At 71.1% G+C, this 18,674-nt stretch carries 22 protein-coding genes; 16 read left to right on the plus strand and 6 right to left on the minus strand.

Annotation, left to right across the window (positions count from 1 at the left end; translation table 11 throughout):
• The first annotated feature begins 24 nt into the window (after window positions 1-24).
• The 10 genes from rfbD (at window position 25) to JIAGA_RS27700 (ending at window position 7,660) form a co-directional block, all read left to right on the plus strand.
• Window positions 25-909, plus strand: a complete 885-nt coding sequence (rfbD, locus tag JIAGA_RS0105255; RefSeq protein WP_026874857.1) for a dTDP-4-dehydrorhamnose reductase — start codon at window positions 25-27, stop codon at window positions 907-909.
• A 207-nt stretch (window positions 910-1,116) separates the two neighbouring features.
• Window positions 1,117-1,923: a 3'(2'),5'-bisphosphate nucleotidase CysQ gene (locus JIAGA_RS27685; RefSeq protein ID WP_051425749.1), complete on the plus strand. Its 807-nt coding sequence runs from the start codon at window positions 1,117-1,119 to the stop codon at window positions 1,921-1,923.
• Entirely contained in the window at window positions 1,920-2,828 is a 909-nt protein-coding gene (gene cysD, locus JIAGA_RS0105265) for a sulfate adenylyltransferase subunit CysD (RefSeq protein ID WP_026874858.1), read from the plus strand. Before JIAGA_RS27685 ends, cysD begins: the two co-directional genes overlap by 4 nt.
• Before the next feature lie 2 nt (window positions 2,829-2,830).
• Window positions 2,831-4,081, plus strand: coding sequence for a sulfate adenylyltransferase subunit CysN (cysN, locus tag JIAGA_RS0105270; RefSeq protein WP_035812118.1), 1,251 nt, complete (start codon window positions 2,831-2,833; stop codon window positions 4,079-4,081).
• Window positions 4,082-4,155: 74 nt separating this feature from the next.
• Window positions 4,156-4,419 carry a PqqD family protein gene (locus JIAGA_RS0105275; protein ID WP_026874859.1) on the plus strand — a complete coding sequence of 88 codons (264 nt, stop codon included), beginning with the start codon at window positions 4,156-4,158 and terminating at the stop codon, window positions 4,417-4,419.
• Between the two features lie 105 nt (window positions 4,420-4,524).
• Entirely contained in the window at window positions 4,525-4,659 is a 135-nt protein-coding gene (locus tag JIAGA_RS36335) for a lasso RiPP family leader peptide-containing protein (RefSeq protein WP_157552719.1), read from the plus strand.
• A gap of 163 nt (window positions 4,660-4,822) precedes the next feature.
• Window positions 4,823-4,963 carry a lasso RiPP family leader peptide-containing protein gene (locus tag JIAGA_RS34330; protein WP_157552722.1) on the plus strand — a complete coding sequence of 47 codons (141 nt, stop codon included), beginning with the start codon at window positions 4,823-4,825 and terminating at the stop codon, window positions 4,961-4,963.
• A 200-nt stretch (window positions 4,964-5,163) separates the two neighbouring features.
• Window positions 5,164-6,237, plus strand: a complete 1,074-nt coding sequence (locus tag JIAGA_RS27690) for an asparagine synthase-related protein (protein ID WP_157552725.1) — start codon at window positions 5,164-5,166, stop codon at window positions 6,235-6,237.
• Complete coding sequence (locus tag JIAGA_RS32785; RefSeq protein ID WP_051425750.1) at window positions 6,234-6,689, plus strand: lasso peptide biosynthesis B2 protein; 456 nt, start codon at window positions 6,234-6,236, stop codon at window positions 6,687-6,689. The genes JIAGA_RS27690 and JIAGA_RS32785 overlap by 4 nt, the downstream gene beginning before the upstream one ends.
• On the plus strand, window positions 6,686-7,660 hold the full coding sequence (locus JIAGA_RS27700; RefSeq protein ID WP_051425751.1) for a phosphoenolpyruvate carboxykinase (ATP): 975 nt from the start codon (window positions 6,686-6,688) through the stop codon (window positions 7,658-7,660). The genes JIAGA_RS32785 and JIAGA_RS27700 overlap by 4 nt, the downstream gene beginning before the upstream one ends.
• 107 nt (window positions 7,661-7,767) lie before the next feature.
• Here the strand turns inward: JIAGA_RS27700 and JIAGA_RS0105305 are convergent, their stop codons facing one another.
• From JIAGA_RS0105305 to JIAGA_RS27710, 5 genes are all read right to left on the minus strand, one after another.
• Window positions 7,768-8,181 carry a hypothetical protein gene (locus JIAGA_RS0105305; protein ID WP_026874860.1) on the minus strand — a complete coding sequence of 138 codons (414 nt, stop codon included), beginning with the start codon at window positions 8,179-8,181 and terminating at the stop codon, window positions 7,768-7,770.
• A 113-nt stretch (window positions 8,182-8,294) separates the two neighbouring features.
• Window positions 8,295-8,981 (minus strand): GH25 family lysozyme, encoded by a 687-nt coding sequence (locus JIAGA_RS0105310; protein ID WP_026874861.1) that lies wholly within the window; start codon window positions 8,979-8,981, stop codon window positions 8,295-8,297.
• A 64-nt stretch (window positions 8,982-9,045) separates the two neighbouring features.
• Window positions 9,046-9,660 carry an HD domain-containing protein gene (locus tag JIAGA_RS27705; protein WP_211239521.1) on the minus strand — a complete coding sequence of 205 codons (615 nt, stop codon included), beginning with the start codon at window positions 9,658-9,660 and terminating at the stop codon, window positions 9,046-9,048.
• A 77-nt stretch (window positions 9,661-9,737) separates the two neighbouring features.
• Window positions 9,738-11,687 carry an ABC transporter ATP-binding protein gene (locus tag JIAGA_RS0105320; RefSeq protein ID WP_211239522.1) on the minus strand — a complete coding sequence of 650 codons (1,950 nt, stop codon included), beginning with the start codon at window positions 11,685-11,687 and terminating at the stop codon, window positions 9,738-9,740.
• Window positions 11,684-12,772, minus strand: coding sequence for a nucleotidyltransferase domain-containing protein (locus tag JIAGA_RS27710; RefSeq protein ID WP_169738824.1), 1,089 nt, complete (start codon window positions 12,770-12,772; stop codon window positions 11,684-11,686). Before JIAGA_RS27710 ends, JIAGA_RS0105320 begins: the two co-directional genes overlap by 4 nt.
• A 179-nt stretch (window positions 12,773-12,951) precedes the next feature.
• Between JIAGA_RS27710 and JIAGA_RS0105330 the strand changes: the two genes are divergently transcribed.
• Window positions 12,952-13,476 (plus strand): YdcF family protein, encoded by a 525-nt coding sequence (locus JIAGA_RS0105330; RefSeq protein ID WP_026874863.1) that lies wholly within the window; start codon window positions 12,952-12,954, stop codon window positions 13,474-13,476.
• 33 nt (window positions 13,477-13,509) lie between these two features.
• On the opposite strand, the gene JIAGA_RS27715 is transcribed toward JIAGA_RS0105330, so the two are convergent.
• A complete protein-coding gene (locus JIAGA_RS27715; protein ID WP_051425754.1) occupies window positions 13,510-13,833 on the minus strand; it encodes a hypothetical protein in 324 nt (107 codons plus the stop codon).
• A gap of 566 nt (window positions 13,834-14,399) precedes the next feature.
• Between JIAGA_RS27715 and JIAGA_RS0105340 the strand changes: the two genes are divergently transcribed.
• The 5 genes from JIAGA_RS0105340 to JIAGA_RS0105360 all read left to right on the plus strand — a co-directional run bounded on the left by JIAGA_RS0105340 (window position 14,400) and on the right by JIAGA_RS0105360 (window position 18,630).
• The gene (locus tag JIAGA_RS0105340; RefSeq protein ID WP_157552728.1) at window positions 14,400-14,804 is read left to right on the plus strand and encodes a VOC family protein; all 405 of its coding nucleotides are present in this window, start codon (window positions 14,400-14,402) and stop codon (window positions 14,802-14,804) included.
• A gap of 129 nt (window positions 14,805-14,933) precedes the next feature.
• A complete protein-coding gene (locus tag JIAGA_RS0105345) occupies window positions 14,934-15,962 on the plus strand; it encodes an NAD-dependent epimerase/dehydratase family protein (protein ID WP_245597117.1) in 1,029 nt (342 codons plus the stop codon).
• The gene (locus JIAGA_RS0105350) at window positions 15,959-17,188 is read left to right on the plus strand and encodes a class I SAM-dependent methyltransferase (RefSeq protein WP_026874866.1); all 1,230 of its coding nucleotides are present in this window, start codon (window positions 15,959-15,961) and stop codon (window positions 17,186-17,188) included. The genes JIAGA_RS0105345 and JIAGA_RS0105350 overlap by 4 nt, the downstream gene beginning before the upstream one ends.
• 24 nt (window positions 17,189-17,212) lie before the next feature.
• A complete protein-coding gene (locus JIAGA_RS0105355; protein ID WP_026874867.1) occupies window positions 17,213-17,995 on the plus strand; it encodes a glycosyltransferase family protein in 783 nt (260 codons plus the stop codon).
• Window positions 17,992-18,630, plus strand: coding sequence for a PIG-L family deacetylase (locus JIAGA_RS0105360; RefSeq protein ID WP_026874868.1), 639 nt, complete (start codon window positions 17,992-17,994; stop codon window positions 18,628-18,630). The genes JIAGA_RS0105355 and JIAGA_RS0105360 overlap by 4 nt, the downstream gene beginning before the upstream one ends.
• Window positions 18,631-18,674: the final 44 nt, after the last annotated feature.

Genomic DNA, 18,674 nt, shown 5'->3' on the forward strand with positions numbered 1-18,674 from the left:
GAGACGACCGCCACGGGAGGCAGGGTGGCGACGTGGCTGGTCACGGGTGCTGACGGTCTGCTCGGCCGCGACCTCGTCGCCATGCTGCGCGCGATCCGGGAGCGCGTGATCCCGACCACTCGCGAGGTCCTGGACCTCACCGATGCCCGCGCCGTCGACGCTGCCGTGTCGACGATCGCCCGGATCGGCGACCACGGCGCCGGCTCCGTCGTCGTCAACCTCGCCGGCCGGGCCGACGTGGACGCCGTCGAGGTCGAGGAGGACGGCGCGTGGGCCGTCAACGCCGACGGGGTGACCAACCTGGCCCGCGCCTGCGAACGCACCGGCCTACGTCTCGTGCACGTGTCGACCAGTTACGTCTTCGACGGCGGCCGCGTCGGCCCGTATCCCGAGGACGCGACGGTGAGCCCGACGACGGCGTACGGACGCACCATGGCCGAGGGTGAGCGGGCGGTGCTGAAGATCCTGCCCGAGTCCGGCGTGGTGCTGCGGACCGGTTGGCTCTACGGGGAGTCCGGCCGGTGCTTCGTGCGCACCATCGCCGCCGCGGCGGCCGAACAGGAGTACGTCGACGTCGTCGACGACCAGTACGGTCAGCCGACGTGGACCATGGACCTGGCGGACCGGATCGTCGAGACCGCGCGGCTGCCGCAGGTCGTTGGGGTGCTGCACGCGGTCAATTCCGGGTCCACAACGTGGTGTGGCCTGGCCCGCGCCGTGTTCGTGGAACTCGGTCTCGACCCTCGCCGAGTCCGGCCGGTCACCAGCGACGACGTGCCGCGGGTGGCGCTGCGTCCGGCCAACTCGGTGCTGTCGCAGGAGCGGTGGGCGCAGTTTGGGCTGCCACCGCTGCGGCCCTGGCGGGAGGCGCTGGCCGACGCCGCGCCGAGTGTGCTGGGCCGCGAGTGATCAGGTGTGCCGGCCGTCCCCCTCTCGATGCGTTCTCCCGCTGCGCCAGGCAAGCATTCCTGGTGACGCGGGAGCACCCCAACGCCACGTGATCATTTGGGGCGCTCACATCGTGGACGGGATGTCTCGGATGGTGGGCGGGGTCGAGAACTGCGGGGCCGGAGGTCCTACGCTGGGGCGTTCGACGACCTGGCTCGAGGAGTCCCCGTGGCATCGACCGACGCGGCACTGGCCGCCCGCCTCGCCACCGAGGCGGGCGGGTTGCTGTCTGAGCTGCGCCGCGGTCACCTCGATGCGAACGAGCCGGGAACGGGCACTCGTGAGCTGCGCGACGCCGGGGATCGCGCAGCCCAACGATTTCTGGCCACCGAGCTGGCCCGTGAACGGCCCGGCGACGCGGTGCTCAGCGAAGAGGACGACGACGACGCCGCCCGGCTGTCGGCGTCGCGGGTGTGGATCGTCGACCCGCTCGACGGCACCCGCGAGTTCGCCGAGGGCCGCGACGACTGGGCAGTGCACGTGGCGTGCTGGGCCGGCGGGGACCTGGTCGCCGGTGCCGTCGCGCTGCCGGCGCTCGACACCACGCTGGTGAGCGAGCCTGCACCTGGAGTCCCCGCGCGCCGCGGCGGGCCCGTGCGCATCGCCGTCAGCCGCAGCCGCCCACCGGCCGTCGCCGAGCACATCGCCGGCGTCCTGGGCGCCGAGCTGGTGCCGATCGGCTCGGCCGGTTTCAAGGCCGCCGCCGTCGTACGCGGTGAGGTGGACGCCTACCTGCACGCCGGCGGCCAGTTCGAGTGGGACTCCGCAGCGCCGGTGGCGGTCGCCCGCGCCGCCGGGCTGCACGCCAGCCGCGTCGACGGTTCCGCGCTGCGCTACAACCAGCCCAGCCCGTACCTGCCCGACCTGCTCGTCGCCCGCCCGGAACTCGCCGATGCGCTCCTGGCCGCGACCGCCGGCCACGACGCGCAACCGGCCACGCCTGACAGTCGCCGGACTGGGAGGTCCGCCCCATGACGATCCACGAGTACCAGCTCTCGCAGCTCGACCTGCTCGAGGCCGAGGCCGTGCACATCTTCCGGGAGGTGGCCGCCGAGCTCGAGCGCCCGGTATTGCTGTTCTCCGGCGGCAAGGACTCCATCGTCATGCTGCGGCTGGCCGAGAAGGCGTTCTGGCCGGCTCCGATGCCGTTCCCCGTCATGCACGTCGACACCGGGCACAACTTCCCCGAGGTGCTGGAGTTCCGCGACCGGCGGGTCGGCGAGCTGGGCGTCAACCTCGTCGTCGCGTCGGTGCCGGAGGCCATCGAGCGCGGACTGGTCGCCGAGGAGCCCAACGGCTCGCGCAACCGCATCCAGACGCCGGTGCTCCTGGAAGCGGTCGAGAAGCACCGGTTCACCGCGCTGTTCGGCGGTGCGCGCCGCGACGAGGAGAAGGCCCGGGCGAAGGAGCGAGTGTTCTCCTTCCGCGACGACTTCGGCCAGTGGGACCCGAAGAACCAGCGCCCGGAGCTGTGGAACCTCTACAACGGCCGCATCCACCTGGGCGAGAGCATCCGGGTGTTCCCGCTGTCCAACTGGACCGAGCTCGACGTCTGGCACTACATCCAGCGCGAGAACATCGAGGTGCCGTCCATCTACTACGCGCACGACCGCGAGGTGTTCGAGCGCGACGGCATGCTGTTCGCGAACAACGAGTTCTGCCGCCCGCGCGAGGGCGAGGCGACCTTCGTCGCGAAGGTCCGCTACCGCACCGTCGGCGACGCCTCGCTGACGGCCGCGGTGAAGTCCGACGCCGACACGGTCGAGAAGGTCATCGACGAAATCGCCGCCACCCGGCTCACCGAGCGCGGCGCCACCCGTGGCGACGACCGCGTCAGCGAGGCGGCCATGGAGGACCGGAAGAAGGAAGGCTACTTCTGAGCATGGATCTCCTCAGGTTCGCCACGGCGGGGTCGGTCGACGACGGCAAGAGCACGCTGATCGGCCGGCTGCTCTATGACTCCAAGGCGATCTTCACCGATCAGCTGGAGAGCGTGGAGCGCACCAGCCAGCAGCGCGGCGACGAGTACACCAACCTCGCGCTGCTCACCGACGGCCTGCGGGCCGAGCGTGAGCAGGGCATCACCATCGACGTCGCCTACCGCTACTTCGCCACGCCGCGGCGCAAGTTCATCATCGCCGACACCCCGGGCCACATCCAGTACACGCGGAACATGGTGACCGGCGCGTCCACCGCGGACCTGGCGATCGTGCTGGTCGACGCCCGCAAGGGCATGGTGGAGCAGAGCCGCCGGCACGCGTTCATCGTGTCGCTGCTGCGGGTGCCGCACCTGGTGCTCGCGGTGAACAAGATGGACCTCGTCGACTGGTCGCAGGAGGTGTTCGAGGAGATCGAGCGCGAGTTCTCGTCCTTCGCGACGAAGCTCGACGTCCCCGACCTCACCGTGGTGCCGATCTCGGCGCTGCACGGCGACAACATCGTGAGCCGCTCGCCGAACATGCCGTGGTACGAGGGCCCGTCGCTGCTGCACCACCTCGAGCACGTGCACATCGCCAGCGACCGCAACCTCGTCGACGTGCGGTTCCCGGTGCAGTACGTCATCCGGCCGCAGTCGCTGCAGCACACCGACTATCGCGCGTACGCCGGGCAGGTCGCCGGCGGGGTGCTCAAGGCCGGCGACGAGGTCATGGTGCTGCCCAGCGGTTTCACCACCCGGATCAGTTCCATCGACACCGCCGACGGGCCGGTGGCCGAGGCGTTCGCGCCGATGTCGGTGACCATCCGGCTCGAGGACGAGATCGACATCTCCCGTGGCGACCTGATCTGCCGGCCGCACAACCAACCCGCGGTCGCGCAGAACATCGACGCGATGGTGTGCTGGATGGCCGAGACGCCATTGGTGCCGGGGCAGAAGCTGGCGATCAAGCACACCACTCGGACGGCACGGGCGCTGGTGAAGGAACTGCAGTATCGGCTCGACGTCAACTCGCTGCACCGCGACGACACCGCCACCCAGCTCGGGCTCAACGACGTCGGCCGGGTGCGGCTGCGCACCACGGTGCCGCTGCTGGCCGACGAGTACCGGCGCAACCGCTCGACCGGCGGGTTCATCCTCGTCGACGAGTCGACGAACCGCACCGTCGGTGCCGGGATGATCACGTCTGCCAACTGAGCGAACGCTCCTCCGAGCGGCGACCGTCCGGGGTATGCGATACAGTCGCCGCAGCAGATTCTGTTGGGGGGCCTATGAAGCTGCGTACCGACGGCGTGAGCTGGCGTGAGATCGACGGCGAGACCGTCATCCTGGACCTGTCGTCGTCCACCTACCTCAAGACCAACGAGTCCGGCTCGACCCTGTTGCGGTTGCTGGCCGAGGACCGTTCCGCCGACGAGCTCGCCGACGGCTTGGTCGACGCCTTCGGCATCCCCGCCGACCGCGCGCGCGCCGACACCGAGGCCTTCGTCCGGATGCTCCGCGAGCGCAATCTGCTCGATTCAGTCGACGAATGATCACGTCGAGTGGGTCCACCCGCTTCATCAGGCAGGCATTCCCGTAGGGAAACCGACGCCTGGTGATATCCGCAGCACGCACACGAGAAGAAAGGTGGGTATCCGATGACGTATGAGTCGCCAGCCCTGGAGGAGATCGGGTCCGTTCGCGACCTGACCCTTGCGGCGAGCGGTCGTGGCCGGTCGGACCAGGTCCAGTGGTTCAGGTACGACAACGACCCCGGTGGCGTCCTTTCCTGACGCCCTACCTGGGCAAGGGCAGAGAACGCACCTAGGGAATTCGCTCGAATTGCCTCCATAGCGGCTATCGACACGCTACGCTCTGGTTTGTTGTATATGCGGAGCTTTGGTGGAAGCTCCGCCGTCTGCCCTCGGTGAGGGCACCAGAAAGGGGGGCACGGCTATGGCATATCAGCCACCCGTGGTCGAAGAAGTGGGTTCCGTTCGCGAGCTGACACTCGCGCACGGCGGCAAGGGGTCCTCGGACCAGATTCTCTGGTTCACCTGGGGCAACGACCGTCCGCCCGGCGGCGGCCTGTCCTGACGCCGTCACACCCGAGAGCACGTGGGGCCGTTGCGCCGTGGGGCGGCTCCACGTGCCGGGTGGCTGTGAACCCGGGGGGCACGTTCGTGGTTCGGGAGAGCTGGCCGCCGCAGTCGGCTGACGCCGCGGCAGCACCGTCACCGTATTACCGGCTTTCGGAGTTCGAACTGGCGACATCGTGGGTGCACGGCGTGCATCCCATGGCGGCATTGCCGGACGCCGACGTGTCGGCTCGCGCCGCTTTCGAGGCGGCCATCCGCCGTGCGCTTCTACGCCCGCCCTGTTACGTCTCGTTCTCCGGCGGCCGTGACTCGTCCGCGGTCCTGGCCGTTGCCACGCATGTTGCGCGCCGGGAAGGCCTCGCCGACCCGATCCCGGTGACCGAAATCTATCCAGGCATCGAAGCCGCCGATGAGTCACGCTGGCAGCGGCTGGTGATCGACCATCTCGGCTTGCGCGAGTGGGTGCGCATTTCCATCAGTGGGGAGAGCGACCTGCTCGGCGACGCGGCCCGAGCGAGTCTGCTGCGCCGCGGAGTGCTCTGGCCGCCGTCCTTCCACGTCAAGGACGCCCTCTTCACGACGGCGTCCGGTGGCACCCTGCTGACCGGCGAGGGCGGCGATGAGGTCATCGGTCCGCGCCGGGTGACCCCGGTGACGCTCCTGGTGCGCAAGCGTCGGCGGCCGAGCCCGGTTCTGCTACGGGCGGCGGCCTCGGCTCTGGCGCCGGCGCAGCTGCGACGGGTTCGGCAGCGCCGCGACATCGCCCGATACGACCAGCAGCCCTGGTTGCGGCCGCTAGTGGCTCGCGAGCATCGCCGGCTGCTGGCCGCGGACGAGGCCGCCGAGCCGCTGGCCTGGGACCGTTCGATCTGGTGGGCCCGGCACCGCCGTGCAGTCGACGTCGTGCTGACCAACTACCAGGCATTGGGTGCCGAGCAGGACGTTGTCGTCGGGCATCCTCTGCTCGACGACGGCTTTCTCGCCGCGCTGGCCCACGCCGGCGGCCGGTGGGGCTACGCCGGCCGCACGTCGTTGATGCGGATTCTCTTCGCCGACGTGCTCCCGGACGAGATCCTGCGCCGGTCGAGCAAGGCCAGCTTCGACACCGCGTACATGGGTGAGGCCACTCGCGAGTTCGCCCGCGGCTGGGACGGCTCCGGAGTCGACACCAGCCTCGTCGACCCGGAGGCGTTGCGCGCGGGCTGGCTGTCGGACCGTCCGTCCACGCTGAGCGGCGCGCTGCTCCAGCAGGCCTGGCTGGCGAGCCGATGATCCGCGCGGTCCCGCCGCGGGAGTGGCCGGCGGTCCTGGCCGCGGCCGGGGTGGCGCTCGTGGTCGAGGTGGGGCTGCGGGTGACGACGCTGCCCAGGCTGGCGCGGCTGGTGGGTGCGCCGTTGCGGTTGGACAGCGGCGGCGACCTGATGCCGTCGTCGTCGGAACGGCTGGGAACGGGGCTGACCGCGCGGCTGGACCCACGTCTGCGGCGCCGCCTGCGCAGCGCGCGGCGGGTGCTGCGGCACTGGCCGTTCGGCGACACCTGCCTGCGCCGCGCGTTGGTGACCGGGTACGTCCTGCGCCGGCGGCGTCCCGTGCTGCGGGTCGGGGTGGCCAAGGTGGACGGCCGCATCCAGGCGCATGCCTGGCTGGAGGTCGACGGCGTCAGCCTCGATCCGGCCGGTGCGGCGCTGTATCAGGCGTTGGAGACGATCGGTGGTGAGCGATGACGCTGGACCGGCAGTTCCTCTACGGCCTGCGGGTCGCGTCCGAAGTGCCGCTACACCAGGAACGGACGGCGGCAGCCGACGGCGAGCCGGACGTCGCGATCCGGTGGGGCCGGCCCATTCCGGGCCGCGAGGCGCCGCCGCCCGGCCGGGTGATCGCGCACCTGGAGACCGACCAGCCGTATTACACGTTCACCGCCACCGACGACGGCGGTTACCACCTGCGCTTCTACCGGACCTGTGACTTCGTCGTCGCACCGGGACTGCGTTCCGTGCGGGTGGACCTCGTCGCCGGCGCGGACCCGGGGATCGCCGGCATCCTCACGGCCGGTGCCCTGCTGTCGTTCCTGCTGACGGTCCGCGGCGACGTGGTGCTGCACGCCAGCGCCGTCCAGGTCGGCGACAGCGTGGTCGCCTTCGTCGGCCGCTCCGGTATGGGCAAGTCGACCATGGCGACACTGCTGTGCGCCGACGGAGGCGCGCTCGTCACGGACGACGTGCTGCGCCTCGACCGGATCGCCGGGGACGGCGGGTACGGCTGCCGGCTGGGGGCGACGGAGCTACGGCTTCGCAAGTCCGCGGCCGAGCTGACCGAACGGTTCGCCGCCGCCCCGACCGCCCGCGTCACCAGCGACGCCCGCGACGCACTGCGGGTCGAGCCGGCCACCCGCGACCAGCTGCCGCTGGCCGGCATCATGATCCCGCTGCCGGACCACGAGCACGACACCGTCGAGGTCACCCGCCTGGGCGCGATGGACGCCCTGATCACGTTGCTGCGTTTCCCGCGGCTGCTCGGCTGGACCGACCCGGCCGTCCTGGACCGTCAGTTCCAGCAGGCCGGCGAGATCGTCGAGCGGGTGCCGGTCTATCTGGCGCGGGTGCCGTGGGGGCCGCCGTTCCGTTCCGGGATCGCCGCCGCCGTCACCGCCGCCGCGGGCCTCCCAGCCCCGGTCCCGGTCTCCGCCCCGAAATGATCACGTCCACCATGGGTGTTCCCGCGTCACCACGCATGCTTGCCCGGTGAGGCGGGAGAACGCCTGCTGGTGGCCGCCGCCGCGCCCCGCAGACGGGCATCAGCGCGTCAGCCCTGCTGCGCCCGGTACAGCGGCTGGGCCTCCTGCGCCGGCGCGCCGACCCGCGTGTGCTGGTGCGCCTGCCCGAGCCAGCCGCCGACGTCGTCCCCGTGGTCGCGTCGGTCGGCGCGAGGAGCCTCGTCCTCGTCGCGGCCGGCCTCCCGCTCGTGCGCGGCGACCTTGCGCCGCAGGTACTCGATCTCCTCTCGCCGCTCGCGGGAGCGCCGCACATCCGCCCGCAGCGCGAGGATCCCGAGGAGCCCGATCAGCCCGGTGCCGATGCCGGCGGCGAAGACACCCCACAGCGGGAGCTCCAGGTCGACGTCGAAAGCGCTGACCGCCACCTGGCCGCCACCTTCCAGGACGGCGACGACGAGCGCTGCGGCAGCGACGGCCAGCAACAGCAGTCCGAGCACGATCATGGGCAGGTCCTCCGTATCTCGGCCGGTCGACTACACATCTCTTCCCGGCGGGACATCCGGGCAAACCCGGACGGGTTGGTCGCCGGTGCTGATCTGTGCCGCTCGCTGGTCGGTCAGCCCGGACGCATGACGTCGAGGTCGACGTCGCCGTCGATGCCGTCGACGTCGGCGAAGATGTTCACCTGCCACACCCGCCACCGTTCGTCGGTGGGGCGGCGAAGGAAGCGGAAGTCCCAGAGGTCGCGGTCCAGCCCGTCCCGCACCGGATAGAGCGATTCCCAGTCGGGCCGGACGTAGAACAGCAGGTCGCGCCCCCACGCCTCCTCGACCAGGTCGACGAACGCCTGGACCTGGTGGGCGACCTCGTCGGCGGGTGGCCGCTCGCTGCAGTTGCCGCTCAGCTCCAGGTCGATGGCCGGCGGGAGGGCGTCGTCGTCCGGCGGCGCGACGCGCAGGAAGTTGCGGGCCTGCGCCTCGCCGGGCGCGCAGAGGGTGAAGAAGTGGTAGGCGCCGCGCTCGATGCCCGCCCGGGCCGCTCCGTCCCAGTTCGCCACGAACCAGTCGTCCACCCAGCCCTGGCCCTCGCTGGCCTTGATGTACGCGAACTCGATGTCGTCGCCGGCGACGAGGTCCCAGTCGATGCGGTCCTGGTGCGCCGAGACGTCGATACCGAACCGCTCGCCGTCGTCGAGCCCGGGCCGCCAGTGAGGAACGAACACGAACCAGAACACCGCCGCGGCCACGGCCAGCACGCCCAACGCTGCCAGCAGACCGACGATGACGCGTCGTCGACGGCGCACGGCTCCGCTCCCTCCCTGGACCTGTCGTCGCGCCACTCTAAGGGGTGGGAGGGGCCCGGCGGCGCTACGCCGGCTCGTCGCCGAGATAGTGGTAGGTACGTTCCCAGTCCGCGTAGAGGGCGGCGAGACGAGGGTCGGCGGCGGCCAGCGGGACGAGGTAGCGGCGGGTCTCCGCATAGTACGAGCGTTGCTTGGCCGGCCGGGGGTGGGTGTCCAGGTGCTGCACGTTGCTGTAGCGGTCGGCCAGCTTCAGCCGCAGCGCGTCCAGGGGCAACTCCCGCAGCCCGTGCAGGTAGCGGTGCCGTGCGGTGCCCGGCTCGTCGTCGGCGGCGGGGGCCGGCATGGTGACGTGACCGACGAGCTCGGCCACCCGTGGCCCGAACTCGTCGGCGACGTCGGTGAGCGTCGCCGGGGTGTCCTCGACGACGTCGTGCAGTAGCGCGGCGACCAGCAGGTCGGTGTCGGTCACGGCGAGCTCGTCGGCGAGGATCTCCGCCACCTCGAGCAGATGCCACGGGTAAGGCTCGCCGGCGGGCCGGGTCTGGCCGGCGTGGCGCTCCGCGGCGAACGCGTACGCCGCGGCCAGCCGGTCGAGCTGCTCGGCGGACAGGCGTCCGGCCAGGGCGGACCGGGCATCTTCCCAGGACCGCCAGCCACCGAACGTCCTCAGGTCGGACACGTCACTCACTCCTCATCGCCCGCGGATCTCGCTCCGGCACGAGCGTAGGTGCCCGCGGGCTCCCGCCTGTGACGCGGTCAGGCCTGCGGTTCCGGCGCGAGGTAGGCGGCCGCCTGCAGCCGGAACAGCTCGGCGTAGTGGCCGTCACGGGCCATCAGTTCGTCGTGCGAGCCGTGTTCGGTCACCCGGCCGCCGTCAAGCACGTAGATGCGATCGGCGGTGCGGACGGTGGAGAAGCGGTGCGAGATGAACAGCACCGTCCGCCCGCCCAGCAGTTCACGCAGCGACTGGAACAGCGCGTGTTCGGCCCGCGGGTCCAGCGAGGCGGACGGCTCGTCGAGGATGACGAAGGGCGCGTCACGGAAGAACGCGCGGGCCAGCGCCACCCGCTGCCATTGCCCGACGGAGAGATCGCGGCCCCCGGTGAACATCTTCGACAGGTAGGTGTCCCAGCCGTGCGGCAGGCCGTCGACGACGGTGTCGATACCGGCCCGGCGGGCGGCCGCGGCGATGGCCGCGTCGTCGTCGATACGGTCGACCTGGCCGAGGCCGACGTTGTCGCGGGCGGTCAGGTGGTAGCGGACGAAGTCCTGGAACACCACCGCCACCGAACGCCGCAGGCCGTCGCGCGCGTAGCCGGACACGTCGACGCCGTCCCAGCGCACGGTGCCGGCGTCCGGCTCGTACAGCGCCGCGAGCAGCTTGGCCAGTGTGGTCTTGCCGGAGCCGTTCTCGCCGACCAGAGCCACGATCTCACCGACGTTCAGGCGGATGGAGATGTCGTCGAGCGCGGGCGCGGTGCTGCCGGGGTACGTGAACGTCAGCCCGTCGGCGGCGAGGGTGCGGAACGACGACGGCGCGGGCGCACCCGCCTCCGCGGCCTCGGCCGCCGGGCGCATGGCGACGAAGCCGGCGAGGTCGTCGAGGAACAGACCGGACTCGAAGATCTGCTGCGCACCCCGGAACACGGTGTTGACCTGCGCGGCGAGCAGTCGGATCGCGATGATGGCCGCGCCCGCCTCGGCCAGGGTGACCCGCCCCCGCCCGATCAGCCACACCAGCGCCAGCAGTGTCGCGGCCAGGAATGCCGCCGACGCGAGGTTGCCGGCCACGGCGACGCGGGTGCGCCGGCGCAGGTGGTCGCGCAGGTCGCTGGTGTACTCGGTGTAGACCGCGTCGAAGCGTTGCCGCAGCGCGTCGGCGAGCCCGTACGCGCGGACCTCTTTCGCCTCGTCGCGGCCGGTCTGCACCATGCCGAGGTAGTGGCGCAGCCGTAGCCGAGGGGTCTGGGCGACGGCGAAGTCGAATTCGAGCCGGCTCTCGCGACGCGAGCTGAAGAACAGTGGCAACCCGGCGAGCAGGAGCAGCGGCAGCAGCGCCGGCTCGAGGCTGACGATGGCGATGGACAGCCCGACCGTCCCGGCGACGCCGCCGGCCAGCCCGATCAGGCCCTGGGTCAGCTGATACGGGCGGCTCAGCGCGTTGGTCTGGACCCGCTGCAGGCGGTCGTAGAAGCCCGGCGACTCGAACGCGCGCAGCCCGACCGCCCCGGCGACGTCGAGCATCTGCTGCCAGGTGGAACGCATCACCAGCTCGGACAGCAGCCGCTGCTGGTTGGTCTGCACCGCCGCAGAGACCGCGACCAGCGCCGTCACCCCGGCCAGCAGCAGGATCGGTGCCACGACGCGCTCGGTTCCCGCGTCGCCCGACGTGACGTCGAGGATGGCGTCGAGGACGAGCTTGACGATGAGCACCTGGGCTGCCACCACGGCGGCGCCCAGCAACTGCAGCGACGCGGTGACGAGGAACGCGCGCCGGTCGGCTGCCCACGACAGCCGGACGCTGTGCCCGATCAGCCGGCGCAGACGCTGGACCGAGCGCCGCTGCCGGCGAGCCGAGGCGGCCAGGCCGACGTAGTCGTCGCTGGCGGGCACGTCGTCACCGGCAGGTGTAGCGTCCCCGGCCGGCCGGGCGTTTCCGGCCGCCCGCTCGTCGTCGGTGCTGTGCGTGCGACGGTGGCGGCTCACGGCGCTGCCGCCTGGGCTTCGACGGCGCGCAGGTACGTCTCGAGTGCTTCGCGGTCGGCCGGTTGGCGAGCCGCCGGAGGGCCGGAGCGGGAGCCCGTCAGGCCGACGCGCTCGGTCAGTCCGCGCAGGCCGCGGCTGCCCACCGCGGTGAGGGTGCGCCCACCCGTGGGCCGCACGGAGCGGGCGACGAGCCGGGGGAGCGAGGCGTCCTGGCGCAGCCGCGGTACCGGCTGTAGGCGGTCAACCGTGCCGGTGACCAGCCGGAATCCGTGGGAGATGCCGAGGCGTTCGGCCAGGTCGTCCGGCAGCGGCGTGCCGAGCAGCGCCCGAGCCCGGGAGAGCACCAACGCCACGGCGGGCCCGGCGCCCCACTCCTTGGCCCGCGCGACGACGTCGTCCCACCCCTCGATGCGACGGGCCAGCTGGTCGGCGTCGAGCAGCCAGAGCATCTTGTGCGCGCCGGTCAGCGCGGCGTGCAGGCACACGTGGACCAGGGAGTCGGCGGCGTCGAGGGTCCAGGTGTCCGACCCCGCCACCGGTACGGTGCGCCGGCGGCCGAGCAGCTGGTCGGTGTCGACCGAGAAACGGCGCCGGGTGGGCGACATGTTGATCAGCGACCAGTGCAGGTCGACCAGCACCCCGGTGGGGCTGACGAGGTGCATCTCGCCGGGCGTGTTGACATTGCGGAGCATGTCCCGGAAGTCCACGACCTGCCAGTCCGCGTCGAGCAGCCGGCCAGCGGCCTCGCGCAGGGCGCCCGGCGACACCAGGATGTCGACGTCGGTGTACGACCGCAGGCCGGGAGCCGGATGGGCGTGTTCGGAGAGCACCGGGCCTTTGACGGTGGCCCACGGCAGCTCACCGAACGTCGCGGACAGCTGGTCGAGGACGATGCCCGCGGTCAGGTGGCGGATCATGGCGGCGTCGCGGTCGGGCTTCAGGACGGCGGCGAGGTCGGGATCGTCGTCGCGCAGCAGCACATGCGCGAGCGGGGCGACCCGGTGGTACCGGGCGGCGTCGGCGAAATCGCGACGCACCGGCTGCGCGGCGGGAAGCGACGGCGTGGTGCCGCGGCATACGTCCACGACCGCCGCGGGCACCTGATGGCGACGGCGCGGTCTCCCGTCGCCAGCCCTGGTGCGCATCGACCCCGCCATGTGGCCCCCCACGCGAGTTGATCGCCGCACAACCCCCAGCTGCCGGCAGATGCCTCATCGTAGACCGGGTTCGCGAATCAGGACAGTCGAGACCATATGCTCACGGTGTGCGCTGGCCTGGGGGGAAGCGGCGCCGTGCCGTCATCGCGGCCGCGGTGCTGCTGGTGGTGCTCGCCGTCGAGGCGCGGCTGTTCGTGTTCCCGCCCACCGACACTCCGACGCGGGCCGACGCGATCGTCGTCTTCGCCGGACCGGGTGAACGCACCGCGTACGGCTGGGACCTCGCCCGCGCCGGCCTGGCGCCGGCCGTCGTCGTCTCGATCCACGATCCCCGCCGCTGCGAACCGCTGGACGACTCGCCCGAGGAGATCTGCGTGGTGCCGTCGCCGCCGACCACCCGGGGTGAGGCGAGGATGCTCGCCGACCTCGCCCGCGAGCGCGGCTGGGACCACGTCGTCGTCGTGACGGCGGCGAGCCAGAGCCGGCGTGCACGGCTACGCATCGAGCGCTGCTACGACGGTGAACTCGAGATGGTCGCCGTTCGCGAGGACGGGCCGTTCCAGCAGCTCTACCGTGTCGTCTACGAGAACGGCGCCCTGCTCAAGGCCCTGCTCGTCGAGCGTGGCTGCTGATTGGACTGAGCGCGAAGCCGGTAGGCCCTGTCGTCACGCGGTCTGTTTGGCGGTGGCGCAGCGGGTGTGCTCGCTGGTCAGGGCGGTGGGTGTGAGGTCGTTGTGCGTGGTGTCGGCGTGGTTGGGCGGGTCGATCCAGCGGATCTCGGTGAGGCCGCCGTGGCCGTGGATGCGTTCGATGTCGTCGATGGTGTCGTAGACGGCGATGGACTGGATGTCCGAGCAGCACCAGGCGAGGGTGACGCGGCCGCTGGGGTATTGGGTGCCGTAGGCGACCAGGCCGGTTCCGGAGATTCCGGTGAGGTCGTAGCGGCGGTGTAGGGCGAAGCGGTGTGGGAGGTGAGCGGGCTGGCTCATGGAGTCCTCGTTCCCCGTGTCGTGATCAGGCGTGGCGGCCGGGTGATGCGTCCGACCGGCCGCCACGCCGGTCTGTGGTGTCGGCGGCCCGGGCGGGTTCCCCTCCATCACCGACCCTGGCCGACCGCGTTTCGCTATAAAAGGTGTCACCAGAGTGACACCGACCGAATCCACGTGGGGCGTCACTGCGGAACGTGTGACACTGAGAAACATGTGCGCGTGGCCGGCGGCTGCGTGGGCGCAGCGCATCCGAACCGAGCGGTGGGCGGGCGGCTGGGAGCAAGCTGCCGCGGTGCGCAGCCGGCGATCACACGCCGCGCGAAACTGACCATGTACAGCGTCGATGGGTGCTGCATGTACCGGCGACGCCCAAGCTGTCCGGCACTACTCGCTCCCGGGTGCCTCCGGCGCCTAGGCGCCGATCCCGTGACATTGAGGCCATGACTGTGACGGGGACGGGCGCCCTGCAGATCTTGACAAGGCGGCGGCGTCGCGCGGCTCCGGGACTATCGTGATCAGCTCGAGGGGCCTGGCACAGGCCTGCCGGACGGACCGAGGAGGCAGCAGTGGAGAAGCCGGAACTGCGCGTGACATCGGTGACGATCGGGACCTCGCAGCCGCGTGAGCTGGCGCGGTTCTACTCGAGGCTGCTCGACTGGCCGGTGACGGCTGACGCGGGCCCGGCGCCGGACGACCCACCGGAAGCCGGGTGGACACAGGTGCGGCCGCCGGACGGAGTGGGCGGTCCGACGCTGAGCTTCGAGTTCGAACGGCATTTCACCCGGCCAGTGTGGCCCGCTGTGGACGGGCACCAGACGGCATCGCAGCACCTGGACATCCATGTCCAGGATCTCGCCGCGGCGACGGAGTGGGCGGTGTCCTGCGGCGCGGAGCTGGCCGACTTCCAGCCGCAGCAGGACGTCAGGGTGCTCTTCGACCCCGACGGCCACCCGTTCTGCTTGTTCGTGTAGCGGCTCTCGGCGGTCCGTGGGTCGACTGCGGCGATTTGCGCAGGTACATTCCTCGTGGGGCTTTGTTCCGGGCGGGGGGTCCGGAATTTCGAGGGCCTTCATGCCTTGGGGGGCAGTATGCGCGTTCTCGTGACGGGCGACCGCGGCTACATCGGCGCCGTCCTCGTTCCGTTTTTCCGCCGGCACGGTCATGACGTCGCGGGACTGGACGCCGGCTGGTACGACGGCTGCGATTTCGGCGACCTGCCGCCCGACGGCGCCAGCCGCTCCGGCGACGTACGAGACGTGACTCCGGCCGATCTCGCGGGGTTCGACGCGGTCGTGCACCTGGCGGCCATCTCGAACGATCCGATCGGGCATCTCAACCCGGCCGCCACCCTCGCGGTCAACGCGACTGCCCCGGTCCATCTCGCGCGCGTCGCCAAGCAGGCCGGCGTGCCGCGCTTCCTGTTCTCCTCGTCCTGCTCGCTGTACGGCGCCGCTGGCAGTGCCGCCGTCGACGAGGAGGCGCCGTTCAACCCGGTGACGCCGTACGGCGAGAGCAAGGTGGTGGCCGAGCGGGAGCTGTCGAAGCTCGCCGACGACGACTTCAGCCCGACCTACCTGCGCAACGCGACGGCGTACGGCTCGTCGCCGCGGCTGCGGGCGGACATCGTGGTGAACAACCTCACCGGCACCGCGCACACCCGCGGCGAGGTGCGGCTGCAGAGCGACGGCACGCCGTGGCGGCCGCTGGTGCACATCGAGGACATCTCGCGCGCGTTCCTCGCTGCCCTGGAGGCGCCCCGCGAGGTCGTGCACGACCAAGCGTTCAACGTCGGTCGCGACGAGGACGTCATGCAGATCCGCGACATCGCCGTCCAGGTGTCCGAGATCGTCGGCGTGCCGGTCACGTTCGCCAAAGACGCCGGCCCCGACCAGCGCGACTACAAGGTCGACTTCACCAAGATCCACGACGTGCTGCCGGCGTTCGTGCCGGCGTGGACCGTCCCGGACGGCATCCGCGAGCTGGCCGCGGACTTCCAGCGGGTCGGCCTGACCGCCGACCATTTCGAGGGGCCGCGGTTCGTCCGGCTGGCCCGCATCCGCGAGCTGATCGACGCCGGCCGGCTCGACGACGAGCTGCGGCTGCAGCAGGTGGCGGAGGTCTCGCGATGACGACACCCACCTGCCGGCTGTGCTCGGCCGAGCTGACCCACACGTTCGTCGACCTGGGCATGTCGCCACCGTGCGAGGCGATCCTCGAGGCCGGCCAGCTCGACCAGGGCGAGACCTTCTATCCGCTGCACGTGCGAGTGTGCCCGCAGTGCCTGCTGGTGCAGCTGCCGGCGTACATCCCGGCCGAGGACATCTTCAGCCACTACGCGTACTTCTCCTCCTACAGCGACTCGTGGGTGGCGCACGCGCGGGCGTTCGTCGACGGTGCCATGTCGCGGCTGGGCCTCGGTGCCGGCTCGTTCGTCGTCGAGGTGGCCAGCAACGACGGCTACCTGCTGCAGCACGTGGTCGAGCGGGGCATCCGGTGCCTGGGCATCGAGCCGGCCGCGAACGTCGCGCAGGCGGCCGTGGACAAGGGCATCCCGACCGAGGTGTTCTTCCTGGGCGAGGAGACCGGCGCGGACGCCGCCACCAGGCACGGGCGGGCCGACCTCGTCGTCGCCAACAACGTCTTCGCGCACGTGCCGGACATCGTCGACTTCGCCAAGGGCCTGCGCGCCCTGGTGGCCGACGACGGGTTCGTCAGCATCGAGATCCCGCACCTGCTGCGGCTGGTCGAGGGGCGCGAGTACGACACCATCTATCACGAGCACTACTCGTACCTGTCGTTGCTGACGACGTCGAGGGTGCTGGCCGCCGCCGGCCTCACCGTCGTCGACGTCGACGAGCTGCCCACCCATGGCGGTTCGCTGCGCACATGGTCGACGCCGACGGACTCCGCAGGAGAGCCGAGCGCCGCGGTTGCGAAGGTTCTGGCCGACGAGGCCGCGGCCGGGCTGCACACCCTCGACGGACACGCCGGCTTCAGCACCGCGGTCGCCGAGGTCCGCAACGACCTCGTCGAATTCCTCGTCGAGTGCCATCGCAAGGGCGCGACGGTGGCCGGCTACGGCGCACCGGGCAAGGGCAACACGCTGCTCAACCACTGCGGCATCCGTGCGGACCTGTTGCCGTTCACCGTCGACCGCAACCCGTTCAAGCACGGCAAGTTCCTGCCCGGCACGCACATCCCGGTGCATCCGGTGGAGCGGCTGGCCGAGGAGAAGCCCGACTACGTGCTGATCCTGCCGTGGAATCTGCGCACCGAGATCGCCGCGCAGCTGGAGTACGTCCGCTCATGGGGCGGGCGGTTGGTGGTGCCGCTGCCGGCACTGGAAGTGTTCTGAACCAACGGGTGCCGGGGGGCGACCATGAAGGTTGTGCTGTTCTGCGGAGGGTACGGGCTGCGCATGCGCAGCGGGGTGGACTCCGCGCCCAAACCGATGATGACGATCGGCGACCGCCCGGTCCTGTGGCACGTGATGCGCTACTACGCGCACTTCGGGCACACCGAGTTCATCCTGTGCCTGGGCTACGGAGCGCGGTCGGTCAAGGACTACTTCCTGGACTACCGGGAGACCGCGTCCAACGACTTCGTCCTGTCCAAGGGCGGGCGCAGCGTCGAACTGCTCGGCTCCGACATCAGCGACTGGCGCATCACGTTCGTCGACACCGGCCTGGACTCCGAGATCGGTGAGCGGCTGCGCCGCGTCCGCCAGTACCTCGGGGACGACGAGGTGTTCCTCGCCAACTACGGTGACGTGCTCACCGACGCGCCGATGGACGGTATCGTCCAGCGCTTCCTCGGCACCGACGACGTCGGCAGCATGCTGGTGGTCAAGCCGCGCAACTCCTTCCACGTCGTCGACGTCGACGCGGACTCCAAGGTGACCGGGTTCCTGCCGGCCGAGGACATGGCGCTGCGCATCAACGGCGGGTACTTCGTGCTGCGCCAGAGCATCTTCGACTACCTCGAACCGGGCGACGACCTCGTCATGCACGGGTGCGTCCGGGCCGCGAAAGAGGGCCGGATGGCGGCTGTTCCCTACGATGGCTTCTGGGCACCGATGGACACTCTCAAGGAGCGCGCGATGCTCGAGGACCTGCACGCCAAGGGCACCGCACCGTGGGAGCTGTGGCGGTCCGGCCGATGATCGACCTGGCGCTGCCGCCCGGCCGGCTGCAGGTGCTCTGTGTCGGCGCGCACCCGGACGACATCGAGATCGGCTGCGGCGGCACCCTGCTCACGCTGGCCGCGGCCCGCGAGGTCAGCGCCACCGCCGTCGTGCTCACGGGCGCCGGCGACCGGCACGACGAGGCCCTGAAGTCCACCGGGCGGTTCCTCCCCGGCGCCGCCGTCGACGTCCGCGTCATCGGCTTGCGCGACGGCCGGTTGCCGGCCCACTGGGACGAGGTCAAGGACGCCCTGGAGGCCGTCGCCCGCGACGTCCGCCCGGACGTCGTCTTCGCCCCTCGCCGCGACGACGCCCACCAGGACCACCGGCTGCTGGCCGAGCTTGTTCCCACGGTGTGGCGTGATGCGCTGGTCCTGGGTTACGAGATCCCCAAGTGGGACGGCGACCTCGGTACCGTCACCCACTACGTCCCCGTGCCGCCCGAGCTCGCCCGGCGCAAGGCCGAACTGCTCGACGAGTGCTTCCCCTCCCAAACCGGCCGCGACTGGTGGGACGACGAGACTTTCCTCAGCCTGATGCGGCTGCGCGGCGTGGAGTGCCGGTCCCGCTATGCCGAGGGCTTCACCGTGACGAAGGCGCGGCTGGCGTTCTGACGTCGGGCTCGGCAGCACTCGGCCGACCTTGTCAGTGAGCGGGA

It is taken from the genome of Jiangella gansuensis DSM 44835 (genome assembly GCF_000515395.1).
GTDB lineage: Bacteria > Actinomycetota > Actinomycetes > Jiangellales > Jiangellaceae > Jiangella > Jiangella gansuensis.

Bases quoted from the DNA above. Each gene is read 5' to 3' on its own strand.
- JIAGA_RS36335 (WP_157552719.1), top strand. From the start codon at position 4,525: ATGACGTATGAGTCGCCAGCCCTGGAGGAGATCGGGTCCGTTCGCGAC.
- JIAGA_RS0105360 (WP_026874868.1), top strand. From the start codon at position 17,992: ATGATCGACCTGGCGCTGCCGCCCGGCCGGCTGCAGGTGCTCTGTGTC.
- JIAGA_RS32785 (WP_051425750.1), top strand. From the start codon at position 6,234: ATGATCCGCGCGGTCCCGCCGCGGGAGTGGCCGGCGGTCCTGGCCGCG.
- JIAGA_RS34330 (WP_157552722.1), top strand. From the start codon at position 4,823: ATGGCATATCAGCCACCCGTGGTCGAAGAAGTGGGTTCCGTTCGCGAG.
- JIAGA_RS0105275 (WP_026874859.1), top strand. From the start codon at position 4,156: ATGAAGCTGCGTACCGACGGCGTGAGCTGGCGTGAGATCGACGGCGAG.
- JIAGA_RS0105350 (WP_026874866.1), top strand. From the start codon at position 15,959: ATGACGACACCCACCTGCCGGCTGTGCTCGGCCGAGCTGACCCACACG.
- JIAGA_RS27700 (WP_051425751.1), top strand. From the start codon at position 6,686: ATGACGCTGGACCGGCAGTTCCTCTACGGCCTGCGGGTCGCGTCCGAA.
- JIAGA_RS0105355 (WP_026874867.1), top strand. From the start codon at position 17,213: ATGAAGGTTGTGCTGTTCTGCGGAGGGTACGGGCTGCGCATGCGCAGC.
- JIAGA_RS27715 (WP_051425754.1), bottom strand. From the start codon at position 13,833: ATGAGCCAGCCCGCTCACCTCCCACACCGCTTCGCCCTACACCGCCGC.
- cysD (WP_026874858.1), top strand. From the start codon at position 1,920: ATGACGATCCACGAGTACCAGCTCTCGCAGCTCGACCTGCTCGAGGCC.
- JIAGA_RS0105305 (WP_026874860.1), bottom strand. From the start codon at position 8,181: ATGATCGTGCTCGGACTGCTGTTGCTGGCCGTCGCTGCCGCAGCGCTC.
- JIAGA_RS27690 (WP_157552725.1), top strand. From the start codon at position 5,164: ATGGCGGCATTGCCGGACGCCGACGTGTCGGCTCGCGCCGCTTTCGAG.
- cysN (WP_035812118.1), top strand. From the start codon at position 2,831: ATGGATCTCCTCAGGTTCGCCACGGCGGGGTCGGTCGACGACGGCAAG.